This window comes from Novosphingobium album (ex Hu et al. 2023) (genome assembly GCF_022832385.1).
Lineage (GTDB): Bacteria > Pseudomonadota > Alphaproteobacteria > Sphingomonadales > Sphingomonadaceae > Novosphingobium > Novosphingobium album.
In genome coordinates this window covers 72,211-85,052 of record NZ_JALHLE010000011.1, presented here as the reverse complement: position 1 = coordinate 85,052, position 12,842 = coordinate 72,211, and the positions used below count along the sequence as shown (strand labels likewise).

Annotated in this window: 11 protein-coding genes; 7 read left to right on the top strand and 4 right to left on the bottom strand. The window is 64.0% G+C overall.

What is annotated here, in order from left to right; all coding sequences use genetic code 11:
- Positions 1-98 precede the first annotated feature (98 nt).
- From MTR64_RS09325 to MTR64_RS09305, 5 genes are all read left to right on the top strand, one after another.
- Complete coding sequence (locus MTR64_RS09325; RefSeq protein ID WP_243993113.1) at positions 99-1,112, top strand: NADP-dependent oxidoreductase; 1,014 nt, start codon at positions 99-101, stop codon at positions 1,110-1,112.
- Positions 1,109-1,822 carry an SDR family NAD(P)-dependent oxidoreductase gene (locus MTR64_RS09320; protein WP_243993111.1) on the top strand — a complete coding sequence of 238 codons (714 nt, stop codon included), beginning with the start codon at positions 1,109-1,111 and terminating at the stop codon, positions 1,820-1,822. The genes MTR64_RS09325 and MTR64_RS09320 overlap by 4 nt, the downstream gene beginning before the upstream one ends.
- Positions 1,822-2,436, top strand: a complete 615-nt coding sequence (locus MTR64_RS09315) for an EthD domain-containing protein (RefSeq protein WP_243993109.1) — start codon at positions 1,822-1,824, stop codon at positions 2,434-2,436. Before MTR64_RS09320 ends, MTR64_RS09315 begins: the two co-directional genes overlap by 1 nt.
- Before the next feature lie 130 nt (positions 2,437-2,566).
- Positions 2,567-3,115, top strand: a complete 549-nt coding sequence (locus tag MTR64_RS09310; protein ID WP_268740843.1) for an SDR family NAD(P)-dependent oxidoreductase — start codon at positions 2,567-2,569, stop codon at positions 3,113-3,115.
- A gap of 115 nt (positions 3,116-3,230) precedes the next feature.
- Positions 3,231-4,880, top strand: a complete 1,650-nt coding sequence (locus MTR64_RS09305) for an FAD-dependent oxidoreductase (RefSeq protein ID WP_243993105.1) — start codon at positions 3,231-3,233, stop codon at positions 4,878-4,880.
- Between the two features lie 59 nt (positions 4,881-4,939).
- On the opposite strand, the gene MTR64_RS09300 is transcribed toward MTR64_RS09305, so the two are convergent.
- The 3 genes from MTR64_RS09300 to MTR64_RS09290 form a co-directional block, all read right to left on the bottom strand.
- Positions 4,940-6,124, bottom strand: a complete 1,185-nt coding sequence (locus MTR64_RS09300) for an aromatic ring-hydroxylating oxygenase subunit alpha (RefSeq protein ID WP_243993103.1) — start codon at positions 6,122-6,124, stop codon at positions 4,940-4,942.
- Positions 6,125-6,138: 14 nt separating this feature from the next.
- Positions 6,139-7,539, bottom strand: a complete 1,401-nt coding sequence (locus MTR64_RS09295) for an aromatic ring-hydroxylating oxygenase subunit alpha (protein ID WP_243993101.1) — start codon at positions 7,537-7,539, stop codon at positions 6,139-6,141.
- A gap of 250 nt (positions 7,540-7,789) precedes the next feature.
- Complete coding sequence (locus MTR64_RS09290) at positions 7,790-8,551, bottom strand: SDR family NAD(P)-dependent oxidoreductase (protein WP_243993099.1); 762 nt, start codon at positions 8,549-8,551, stop codon at positions 7,790-7,792.
- A 163-nt stretch (positions 8,552-8,714) separates the two neighbouring features.
- Between MTR64_RS09290 and MTR64_RS09285 the strand changes: the two genes are divergently transcribed.
- Entirely contained in the window at positions 8,715-9,518 is an 804-nt protein-coding gene (locus MTR64_RS09285; protein ID WP_243993097.1) for an SDR family NAD(P)-dependent oxidoreductase, read from the top strand.
- Between the two features lie 5 nt (positions 9,519-9,523).
- Complete coding sequence (locus MTR64_RS09280) at positions 9,524-10,993, top strand: FAD-dependent oxidoreductase (protein WP_243993095.1); 1,470 nt, start codon at positions 9,524-9,526, stop codon at positions 10,991-10,993.
- Positions 10,994-11,089: 96 nt separating this feature from the next.
- Here the strand turns inward: MTR64_RS09280 and MTR64_RS09275 are convergent, their stop codons facing one another.
- Positions 11,090-12,724 carry an AMP-binding protein gene (locus MTR64_RS09275; protein ID WP_243993093.1) on the bottom strand — a complete coding sequence of 545 codons (1,635 nt, stop codon included), beginning with the start codon at positions 12,722-12,724 and terminating at the stop codon, positions 11,090-11,092.
- Between the last annotated feature and the right edge of the window lie 118 nt (positions 12,725-12,842).

The following is a 12,842-nucleotide window of genomic DNA, read 5'->3' as shown; positions in this document are numbered from 1 at the left end:
GCAACGCTTTGGCGCCTAACATGACCTGCCACTATGATCAGGTGCGCCAACGGCCCCGAATGCCGAGGTAAAACGGCAACACTTTGGAGAGGACGATTATGGCCGAGAACCGGCGCTTCCTGCTTGTACGCAGGCCGGATGGCACTCCCGTGGAAGCGGATTTCAGGCTGGAGAGCAGCGAGATTCCGGCGCCGCCACCGGGCGGCATCGTCGTTCGCAACCATTACGCTTCGCTCGATCCCGCGCAGCGCGGGTGGATGGACGATGCCGAGAGCTACATGCCGCCGATCGCGCTGGGCGATCCTGTGCGCGCGACCACCGTCGGTGTAGTCCATGCTTCGGACAACCCGGACTTTGCCGTAGGCCAGTGGGTCATGGGATTGAACGGGCTGGAGGACTATTCGGTCGCGATGCCCGGCGGTTTCACGATGCCCATCGATGTCAACGCTGTACCGTCGCCGTCCAGCTATCTCTCCGCGCTCGGCGCGGTTGGCCTGACCGCCTACTTCGGCCTGCTCGAAGTGGCGAAGCCGCAGCCAGGCGAGACCCTGCTGGTGTCCGGTGCTGCCGGGGCCGTGGGGTCGGCGGTCGGGCAGATAGGCAAGATCAAGGGATGCCGGGTGGTCGGGATCGCAGGCGGCGCTGAGAAATGCCGCCGCCTGATCGAGGACTACGGGTTCGACGCGGCGATCGACTACAAGGGCAAGGACCACGACGCGCTCATTGCCGCGATTGCCGAGGCAGCGCCGGACGGGGTGAACATGGTGTTCGAGAACGTGGGTGGGGCGGTGATGGAGGCCGAAGTCTTCAATCTCGCACATCATGCCCGCATCGTTCTGTGCGGCCTTATCAGCGAATACAATTCGCCTGAAAAGGTCGGCCTGCGCAACCTGTGGCAGGTGCTCGCCCGCCGCGCCACGATCCACGGGTTCCTGATCGCCGACTATGCGGACCGCTTCGCCGAGGGCGGGATGCAGATGGCGCAGTGGCTGGCCGAAGGAAAGCTGCGCATGGACGAGGACGTGCAGGAAGGGCTGGAGAACGCCTATGCCGCCTTCATGCGCCTGTTCACCGGGGCGAACACCGGCAAGCTCGTGTTGAAGATTGCATGAGTGGCCGGCTGCAAGGCCGCCGGGCCATCGTCACGGGCGCAGGTTCCGGCATCGGCGCTGCGGTTGCCGAACGGCTGAGGAAGGACGGCGCACAGGTCTTCACCGCCGATGTGCAGGGGGAAGTGGACTTTACCGCGGACCTGACGGGGCCGGACGCCAACGCCGATCTCGTCAAGGCGGCGGCGGACGCGATGGGCGGGCTGGACACGGTGGTGCCCTGCGCTGGGATCAGCGCGTTTCATCCCCTCGAAGGGCATGACGATGCCTACTTTCTTCGCGTGCTGGAGGTGAATCTGGTCGCGGTGTTCCGACTGGTTCGCGAAGCTACGCCGCACCTCAAGGCGCACGGGGCCGGGCGGATCGTCACGATCGGTTCGACCACCTCCACGTATGGCGACGAAGGGCTGAGCGCCTATTCGGCATCGAAGCATGCGGTGCTCGGCTTCACCAAGTCGGTTGCGGCGGAACTCGGCCCGTTCGGTGTCACGGCTACCTGCGTCCAGCCCGGTGCCATTGCCACTCCCATGACTGCGCCTGCCTTCGAGCAGATGCCCGAATACAAGACCTTCTGGGAAAACAAGGCGCCGCTGCGCCGTCTGGGGACACCGGAAGACATCGCCGATGTCGTGGCGTTTCTGTGCAGCGAGGACGCGCGTTTCGTATCCGGCCACGGCCTTTGGGTCGATGGCGGGGTCATGGCGCGGCACTGATGGCCGAAGCTCTGGTGATGCTGAAGGGGGCCGACGCGGGACGGGTCGCGGAAGTCCTGACATCGGGCTGCCAGCTGGCTGTTTGCTGCCCGGCGACTGCATTGCCCGCGCTGGCACATGCCGGCACGATGGCTGCAGACCTGCCGGACGTGCTGGTGACCTGTCCGGAACGCGATGCGCCGGGGATCATCGCGGCTCTCGATAGCGCAACGGACCGCGCTGCCAGCAGCGTGCTTGCGTTTACGCGCCACGCGATATTGCCGGGGCGCGACAAGGTGCGGCTTTATTTCGGTCTGCGGCGATTGGAAGCCCTGAGCCTGGCGGCATTTCAGGATTACTGGCTGAATCACCACGCCGATTACGGGCGGCGGTTGATTCCGCCATACACCTATCATCAGCTGCACGCCGATCCGGACGCTACACTGGCTCTGGCAGACGCCTGTGGTTTGCCGCCTTCAACGCTTGATGGTGTCGTCGAGGTGCATTTCCCCAGTCTTGACGCGCTGGTGAAACAGCTTTCGCGGGATGACGTGGCGCAAGGGGCGCTGGAGGACGAGCGCAACTTCATCGACCATGCCAGATCGCAGTTCTGGGCGTACGAAGAGCGCGTCTGAGCCTGCCGTTATCATCTCAAGGCGTGGCGCTCGAGATGATAACGGAAATAGGCGCGGCAATTTGCACCGCCGCCCCCGTTGGGAGAGCCATTGAAAGCCGGATTTACCCCATCATGAACGGGGCTGGCGTCTGGCCGGTTTCGTCGAGGCGGCGGACGCGATGGGCGGGCTGGACACGGTGGTGCCCTGCGCCGGGATCAGCGCGTTTCATCCCCTCGAAGGGCATGACGATGCCTACCTTCTTCGCGTGCTGGAGGTGAATCTGGTCGCGGTGTTCCGGCTGGTGAGGGAGGCCACACCGTACTTCAAGGCACACGGAGCAAGGCGGATCGTCACGATCGGTTCGACTACTTCGACGTATGGCGACGAAGGTCTGAGCGCCTATTCCGCTTCCAAGCATGCGGTGCTGGGCTTCACGAAGTCGGTTGCGGCCGAACTCGGCCCGTTCGGCGTCACGGCCACATGCGTCCAGCCCGGCGTCATTGCCACCCCCATGACCGCGCCGGCCTTCGAGCAAATCCGGGAATACAGGATGTTCTGGGAGAACAAGGCGCCGCTCCGCCGTCTCGGAACGCCGGAAGACATCGCGGACGTCCTGGCGTTCCTGTCCAGCGAGGATGCGCGTTTCGTCTCCGGAAACGGCCTGTGGGTCGATTGCGAGGCCATGGTCCGGCATTGAACGGACAACGGGAACGTTGCCGCGACCCGCTCACCTGCCAAATGTCAGAGGCGTCGGGCCCTGTTTCCCTGCGTATCACTTTTGCCCGGAACTATAGCAGAACCGGGAATGGTGGATGTCCGAAGGCGCGTTTGATTTCATCGTGGTGGGTAGTGGTGCGGCGGGGCTGGTCGGGGCCATTGCCGCCAGCCGGAACGGACTGAGGCCGCTCATCATCGAAAAGGCGGATGTCTGGGGCGGGACGACGGCCACGTCCGGAGGCGTGCTCTGGATTCCCTGCAATGATCTGATGATCGAGCAGGGTGCGCAGGATACGGCGGAAAGTGCCAGAACCTATCTCCATAACCTGATTGGTGCGGGCGCTGACGAGCGGGCAACATCAAAGGCGGACGCCTTTCTGGAAAGCGCGCCGCAAATGGCGCGGATGCTGACGGATGAGGGCTTCCGCTGGTTCCGCACCACCGATCATCCCGACTACTACCCGGACGTGCCGGGCAGTGGCGTTGGCCGCACGATGGAATCGGCACGGTTCGACGGGCGCCGTCTGGGCGAGCGCTTCCGGACCATGCGTCTGGCGGAGCTTGATCTGCCGGCCATCAACAGCGGCCAGTTCGGATCGCTCACGCGCGCCTGGACAAGTCCGGGTCTGTTGCTCGACGCGGCCCGGACGGCGGCGGGCCACAAGGTCCGCACATGGCTGGGACAAAAGCCGCTCGGTAACGGACGCGCACTCGCTGCCGCGCTGATGGAGATCGTTTTGGCGCGCAAGATTCCGGTGCGTCTCTCCACGCGGCTGGTCGACCTTATCGTCGAGCATGGACAGGTGTCGGGCGTAGTGGTCGAAAGCGGCGGCAGGCGCGAGCGGCTGGAAGCGCCGGCGGGTGTCCTGCTCGCCGCTGGCGGGTTCGCGCGCAACACCGCGCTGCGCAAGCAACTGCAGGACCGCGATCAGGTCTGGACAAATGCCATTCCCGAAGACGAGGGCGATGCCTTCCAGATCGCCACCGGCGTGGGGGCGGCGACCGAACTGACGGACGACTGCTGGTGGATGCCGTCGATCCAGGTGACGCCCGAGCAGAACGGCCTTGCCCTGGGATTACGGGCGCTGCCCGGCAGCATCATCGTTAATGCGAAGGGCCAGCGCTACATGAACGAGGCGCGATCCTACATGACCACCGGCAAGGCGATGTACGACCATGGCGCGGGCGATGAGCGCCACTGGATGATCATGGATGGCAAGTTCCTGAAACGCTACATCTTCGCCGAACTCTCGCAGAAAGCCATTCGCCAGCAGATGATGGCGAATGGTTATCTCAAGCAGGCCCCGACCATTCCCGATCTGGCAAGGGAATGCGGGATTGATCCGGCCGCGCTCGACGCGACGGTAACGCGGTTCAATGGCTTTGCAGCCAGCGGCAAGGACAGCGATTTCGGGCGCGGCGATTCCGTCTACGATCGCTACTGGGCCGATCCGGGGCACCGTCCCAATGCCAGTCTGGGCGAGATCGTCCATCCACCCTACTGGGCCGCCGTTGTGCGGCCCGGTGATCTGGGTACGAACGGCGGCCTCAAGACCGACCAGAACGCGCGTGTCCTTGATGGCAATGATCAGCCGATCGTGGGGCTCTACGCCGCCGGAAACGGGAGCGGCTCACCCTTTGCGCGATCCTATCCCGGCGCGGGGGCGACAATCGCCTCTGCCGCGACATTCGGTTATCTGGCTGCGCTCTCGGCGGCGGGCCGCAGCAACAACCGTCCCGCATAAAACGAAGGGGCGGCGGGTTGCACCGCCGCCCCCGTTGGGAGAGTCATTGAAAGCCGTACCTACCCCTTCATGACTGGCGCGGGTGTCTGGCCGGTCTCGTCGAGGTAGTAGTCCACCCACTTGTGGAAGAACTGGTTGCCCGGCTCGTTTCGGCCGAAGACCTGATGGGTCATGGCGCCGCTTTCGAGGCCGTTCTGCACCTTGAGGCCAAGGAAGTAGTCTTCCTCCTCCACCACGTTGAAGAAGAAGTCGCTCATCTCGTCGAGCGCCTTCATGGCTTCTTCCGTCTCAGGCTTCTTCGGGAAGACGTAGTTCATCACGGTGACGTTCTCGTTCGCCTTCTTTCCCGGGAAGAGCTGCGCGAACTGACACATCTCCGGCGCAAGGAACAACGCGAAGTTGGGGAACAGCATGCGGATGAAGTCGTAGCCGTTGTTCTCCTGCTTGCCCCAGTCCTCGCGTGGCAGGTCATGCAGCCGGGTGATCGCGTTCTGCGGGAAACCGATCAGGATATGCGGACCGTGTCCCTCGAAGATCGCCCGGTTCGAAGGCGAACGCGTAGCGACGGTCTCGGTGTGCGCGGCCTGGAAGTGGTAGCCTTCGAGATAGCCATCGTAGGCGACCTTCCAGTTGGCACCGGTCATGACCTTGCTCTTGTGGTAGTACCACTCTTCCAGCTTCAGGTCGGCGAAGTACTCGTACATGTCGCCGAGCCATGCCCTGGCATCGATCTCCAGGCCCGGGGTCAGGATCACGAAGATCATGCCGGCGACTTCGTCGCAGGGCAGCTCGGTCATGTTCAGGGTAGAACGGTCGACGTCACCGAAAGTGCTGGCCTCGGCAATGCCCATCAGCTTGCCGTCGTTGGCGTAGGTCCACCCGTGGTACGGGCAGGCGAAGGCCTTGCAGTTGCCCCGGCCTTCGGGCGCGAGGTGAGCGGCGCGGTGCTTGCACACGTTGAGGAAGGCGCGGGCCTTGCCGTCTTTGGCACGGGTGATGACGACCGGCAGGCCCATCACGTCCATCGCCTTGTAATCGTTCACCTTCGGCAGCTCGATGGTGAGCGCCAGCATCAGCGGCAGGCGCTTGAAGATGCGCTCCTTCTCGCGCTCCCAACGGGCCTCGTCGAGGTAGTTGGTGACGGGTACCTGAAACACGTCGGGTGCCTGATCTGTGGTGCGGGTCTCAACGAAATTGAGCATCCGCTCCGCTGCGTCGCCGTACTTTCCGTAGTTCTCGGTCATGTCAGGGGGCTCCTTCAGTCGGCGAGGTACTTGTCGAGCGTCTGGTGGAGGTGGCGGATGCGCACTTCCTGATAGTCGCCCAGTTCGACGCGCTGGTTCTTCGAGGCCTTGAGGCCCTCGTGGGTCAGTTCCATGTTGCTCATGTCCTGATCGACCACGCCACCCAGCACGCCGAGTTCGGGGGCGTCGGACCAGTCTTCGTCCTCGCCGAGCATGTGCATGGGGACACCGGCGGGGCGGGGCTGGCCTTCGGGCACGCGGGCGATCACGCGCACTTCCATCAGGCAGTGGTCCTGATCGGGCCAGGGGCGCCAGCGGTAGACGATGTTGGGCATGAACCCGCCCCAGGGCGCGAAGTTCGGGAACACGTTGAACACCAGCGCGTCGAGCAGTTCGCTTTCGGAGACCTCGGAATAGTCGCCGCCGAACATTTTCTGCGAAGTCTTGCGCATGGCCGCGCCCAGCGCCTGACGGGCCGTCTGGCCATCGGGCACGGAAACCGCACCGGCATCGTCCTCGGCGTCGTAGTTGTCGGCGGAGCGGCCGTTGTACTTGCCGAACTCCTCGATGATCCACTGTTCCGAAAACTTCTTGTCGCTCATGTGCGGGCTGACCACGCCGAAGGGCGTGTAGTTCACGTTCACATGGTCGGAGAGCACGTGATAGGCCGCATTGGCATCGCCTGTGAACGGCAGCAGTTGCGGGTGGGTGACGTAGGCGTGGTAGCTTTCCATGAAGGCTTCCATGGTGATCTTCCAGTTCGCCTTCACGACCTTGCCGACCCAGGCGACAGTCACGCATTCATCGTGCTTCCAGCGCTTGAAGTATTCGGGCAGGGGACTGAGGAATTCCTCCAGCGTCGGACCTTCATCGCTTTCGCGCACGAAGATGTAGCCCTGCCAGCGGCCCACGCTGGCCTGCGGAAGTTTCATCTTCTCGTCGGTCAGGTGGCCGAAGTCCCAGCGGCAGGGAATGTTGCGCAGTTGTCCGTCCGGGTTCCACGAAAAGCCGTGGAAGGGGCAGAGAAACTGCTCGGCATTGCCGCTGCCGGTCGCGAGCTTGCGTCCGCGGTGAAGGCAGACGTTATGGAACGCCCTGACATCGCCGTCGTCCTGCCGAACGATGAGGTAGGAACGGCCGGCGTTCTCATAAGTAACGTAGTCACCCGGTTCGGGCAGGTCTTCCTCGCGCGCGGCGAACTGCCACACGCGTGGCCACATGCGCTCCTTCTCGAGGGCGAAGAATTCCGGATCGTAATAGCGTTTCGCATCGATCGCTTCGGAGCCGAGGTACTGATAGTGATCCTGCGCCACGAAATCAGGCGGTGCGATGTCGTCTGCAGCGAGAATTTCCTCCCAGCCGGGGCCGGGGCAGCGGGCGGGATGGAAGCCATCGCGAGAATCGAAATCAGCCATTCGTACCTCTCCGTTTTCGTTGGAAAGGAAATCTCATAAACGGCGTTCGGGCGCTTGATCGAGGTCAAGAAAATGACCTTTTTGCCCTATTATTTTGACTAGGAAGTGCAGGGAAATAGCGGGGTAAGTGCAAGTAACAGGCAAACATGCCTTTTTTGATCGGGCGCCATCAACGCAAAAAAAGAGCGGCGGACCCTTGCTCGAAGGTCCGCCGCCAAAGAACCCTTTATAAGGGTGGGATTTCAGATGATCAGAACTGCACGCGCTTGGTGAAGGCGCCGTCGATCACGATGTTGGTGCCGGTCATCGCCTTGCAGGCCGGCGAGGCGGTGAAGACGATCGCCTTGGCCAGTTCCTCGCCGGTGGTCATGCGGCCGGCCGGGATCTGGGCGACGATCGAGTCGAAGAATTCGGGCGCGGCCTCCTTGATCTGCGGCCAGGGGCCGTCGTCGGTCCAGACCGGGCCGGGGGTGATGCAGTTGGCGCGGATGCCTTCGGCTGCCAGCGACTGAGAGAGCGCGGCGCTGTAGTTGATCACGGCGGCCTTGAGTGCGTTGTAGGGCTGCACGCCCATGAATTCCTCGACGGCTCCGGTTGAGCTCATGCACACGATCGAGCCGTCGTCGGAGGCGATGAGATAGGGCTTGGCTGCAGCAATGCCACGGCGCATCGGCAGGATGTCGGTCTTGAGGACCGTTTCCCAGGCCGCGTCGGTATCCTCGCCGGGGTTGATTGACGTGAAGCTGATGAAGATGTCGCAGCCGCCCAGTTCGCCTGCGGCCTTCTCGACGAAGGCGGGCACGGCTTCGGCATCGGTCACGTCGAGCGCTTCGGTATAGTGCGGAACGCCGGCGGCGGCGAGTTCGGAGGCGACGATATCAACCTTGCCTTGCGAGCGGCCGCAAATCGCGACGGCGCAGCCTTCGCCGGCGAGCGTCTTGGCCACCACGCGGCCGATGCCGCCGTTGGCGCCTACCAGAATGGCTTTCTTGCCCTTCAGTCCGAGATCCATGTGATCAGTTCCTCTGCCACTTGCCGGAATCGGGTTCCGGCTTCCTTGCGAATGTCTCTCTTCGCCGGTGCGGGCCATGCGGGCCACTACACTTTTGATCAGGAATAACGGCGCGGTGCGCGTGCTAGCTCTCTTTCGGACAAGAGAACCCGAGGAGAGAGATATGGGACGCCTGCAGGGAAAGCGCGCCGTCATTCTGGGAGCCAGCAGCCCTGACAACATGGGACAGCACATCGCGAAGCGCTTTCTCGATGAAGGCGCGGCGGTGCTTGTCTCCGGGCGCAAGGAAAGTGTGCTGCAGGATTTTGCTGCGCAGCATGACTGCGAATGGGCCACTTGTGACCTGACCGACCAGGTCAGCGTCGATGCCTTCGCAGACGAAGCTGGGCAGAAGCTGGGTGGATTCGATATCGCCATCAATGCCACCGGCTGGGGCCTGCTCAAGCCGTTCCTCGAAACCACGCATGACGAACTGATGGCGATGACGATGCTGCAGTACGTCGGGCCTTTCCATTTCTATCAGGCCATGGTGCGCAAGATGATGCGCTCGGCTGGTGGGCAGGGGGGCTCGATCATCCAGATCAGTTCCGCCACCGCGACGATCATGCTCAACGACCACGCCGCCTACATGGGCACCAAGGCCGGGGCCGATCACGTTATCCGTTGTGTCGCGCACGAGTTCGGCGCGGAAGGGGTGCGGGCGAATTCGATCTCGCCGGGACTCACTGACACGCCGATGACCTCCGATGCCAAGCAGGTGCCGGGTCTGTTCGACGCGTTCCTCGCCGGATACCCGCTGGGGCGGATAGGCACGTCAGACGATATCGCGGCGGCTGCCGTGTTTCTTGCCAGCGACGAGTGCTTCATGACGGGCGAGAACCTGCAGGTGAACGGCGGTCTGACGCTGCGCCGCAATCCGATGAAGAGTGAAATCGATGCCGCCGTTGCCGCGGCGATGGAGGGCTGAACACAATGAGTGCCGCTGAAATTCCCGATGTCGTGCTGGCTTCCGACGTTCCCGGCTGGGAGCGCGAGGTCGATGTCGTCGTGGCCGGTCAGGGCGTCGCGGGAACCTGCGCGGCACTCGAAGCGCACCGGGCCGGTGCGGATGTGCTGATCGTCGAGCGCGCCTCGGGCGGCGGCGGGGCCAGCGCGATGTCTTCGGGCATCTTCTACCTTGGCGGCGGCACGGCAGTGCAGGAAGCGGCGGGCTACGAGGACAATGCCGATGAGATGGCCGCCTTCCTGATGGCCTGCTGCGATCCGCTTGATCCCAACGCGACGCTTGCCTTCTGCCGCGACAGCAAGGCGCATTTCGACTGGCTGGAAGCGCAGGGCGTCCCGTTCGAGCGCACTTATTTCGGGGGCAAGGCTGTGTTCCTCCTCGATACGACTTGCCTGATGTGGACCGGTAACGAGAAGGCCTGGCCCTACCGCGAGGCAGCGAAGCCTGCACCGCGCGGCCACAAGGTGGCAGGTGCGGGCGAAAATGCGGGGGCGGCCGGCATGCAGCCGCTGCTCCAGCGCTGCGAGGACGAGGGCATCGCTGCGATCTACGACAGCGCCGTGATCGCGCTGGTGAAGGACGATGATGGCCGTGTGGTGGGCGTCGAGGTCAAGCAGACGACGGGCACGTTCTTCGTGAAGGCCCGTCGCGGGGTGATCATCGCCTGCGGCAGCCACAACCTGTGCGAGCCGCTGCTGAAGGAACATTTGCCGCTGCTGAGCGAGACCAGCGAACCGCTGGCGATCCCGAGCAACGACGGCGCGGGCGTGCGTCTCGGCATGTCCGCAGGCGCCCATGCAGTGGCGATGGACGGAGTGATCCCGACTGCCTCGATCTATCCGCCCGCGCAGCTCATCAAGGGCATCATCGTCAATCGCAACGGCGAGCGTTTCGTGGCCGAGGATGTCTATCACGGCCGTCTCGCGAACTTCGTGATGGAGCAGCCGGGGCAGACCGCCTACCTGATCCTCGACGAGGAAATCTTCGCCTATCCGGAGAACCCGTTCAGCAATCACACGCTGGTCGACGGCTGGGAGACGGTCGAGGAAATGGAGGCCGGGCTCGACCTGCCCGCAGGCTCGCTGGTGCGTACCATGGCGGCTTACAATGCCGATGCCGAGAAGGGCGTGGACACGCGCTTCCACAAGCATCCGGACTGGATCAAGCCGCTGAATCAGGGGGCGTTCGCAGCCTTCGACATCAGCTTCGACAAGTCGAGCTACCTGTTCATCACGCTGGGCGGCATCAAGACCGACGAAGTGGGTCGCGCGCTCGACCTCAAGTCGAATGCCATTCCCGGCCTCTATGTGGTCGGTGCCAGCGCCGCGCATATCCCGCGCACCGGCAAGGCCTATGCGAGCGGGCTCAGCCTCGGGCCGGGCAGCTACTTCGGCCGCCGCGCCGGGGCGCACGCAGCGGGAGCGAACTGGGGTTAGGTCTGATCCAGGTCCATACGGGTCAATAGGGGGGCGTGGCTTGTCGTTCGTCCCCCGTCGTGCCGGCCTTTGCCGGGATTACGTTGCCTTGAAGAATCAGCCCGCCGCCTTCTCCACCAGTGCCTTCACATCCGCGCGGAGCATGTCCTTGCGGACCTTGCCCGAGGCGGTGCGCGGCAGGTCGTCGCGGTACTCGAACCGCTCCGGAATCTTCTGCTTCGCCAGACCTGACGTGGCGACGTGCGCAGCCAGATCCTGCGGCGAGGGCACGTGTCCGTCAGCGAGGATATAGGCGCATACGCCTTCACCCAGCCGTTCGTGCGGCATGGCGACCACGGCGGCCTCGCGCACGTTGGGGTGCGCATGGAGCACGTCCTCGATCTCCTTGGCGGAGATGTTCTCGCCGCCGCGGATGATCAGGTCCTTCTTGCGGCCGGTAATGGTGATCGCCTTGTCGGGCGTGCGGACACCGAGGTCGCCGGTGCGGAAGTAGCCGTCGGTAGTGATCGCCTCGCGGCTCTGCGCCTCGTCGGCGTAACCGAGCATCATGCCGGGGCCGCGGGCGAGGATTTCGCCTTCCTGGCCGTCGGGCACGTCGCGGTCTTCGTGATCGACGATGCGCACCTCGTAGTCGACGATGGCACCGTCCGTGGTGGCCGCGAGCGTTTCCACGTTCGGCCATCCGAAGGTCACCAGTGGCACTTCGGATGCCCCGAAGACGCGGAAGGCGCGGCAGTGATCGAAGGCGGCATTGGCGGCCGGGATCAGGTCGTTGGGCACGGCCGCGCCGCCGCAGGCGAAGAAGCGGAAGCTGGGCAGACGGTTGCCCGTCCTGCGCGCGGCGGCCGCCAGTTCGACGAGGAACGGTGTTGCCGCAACGGTGCCGACGAGCTTGTAGCGGTCGATCAGGGCGAGGGCCTCGTCCGCGTTCCAGGCTTCCATCAGCACCGTGCGGGTGCCACAGATGAACGGCGCCTCGAGCCCGTTGGCATAGCCCGAGACGTGAGTTACCGGCGAGGGCATCAATGTCCCTTCGCCGGGCATCAGGCCCCAGTAGGCACCGCTTTCACGCAGAATCCGCGCGATTGAGACGTGGCTGTGCAACACGCCCTTGGGGCGCCCGGTGGTGCCTGAGGTGTAGAGCACCATCTTCACGCCGAGCGGATCGACGCGGGGACGCTCGAAGGTCATCCCGCGCCCTTCGGCCAGCAGCGCCTCGTAGTCGCTGGGCCCTTCGCCGCGCACAGTGAAAATGTGGTCGAGGTCGGGCAGGTTGGCGCGGATGCGTTGCGCCATCGCCGCGAAGTCGTACTTGCGGAAGCTCGCAGGCACGAAGAACGCCTTGGCGCCGCAGTCGCCGAGCATCAGCGTGACTTCATGGTCGCGATAGATGGGCACGATCGGATTGACGACGAGGCCCGACATTGCGGCAGCGAGATTGATGATCATCGCCTCGCGCCAGTTTGGCACCTGGAAGGCGATCACGTCGCCTGGGCGTAGTCCGCGCGCATGCATGCTTGCCGACAATGCCTCGGCATCGGCGACGATCTCCGCGCGCGTGACTTCTACCCCGTTGTCGATCAGGGCGACAAACCCGGGATCGGCCTTGGCGAGTGCCGTAGCCTGCTCCGCAATGGTGCGTTCGTCCCAGATGCCCGTGCCGGCGTAGGCGGCAAGGTGCGATGGGGGGATCTCAAGCCATGCCCAGGTCGGGCTATTCCTCTCCGTCATGTTGCCTTGACTGCCCTTGGTTGATGCGGTTGGCCAACTGGCCAAAGTGCCAAGATTGCCAAGCGAACTAGCATTGTGTTCAGCTTGCCGCCAAACCCGCGCTCGCCCAGACTTGGGT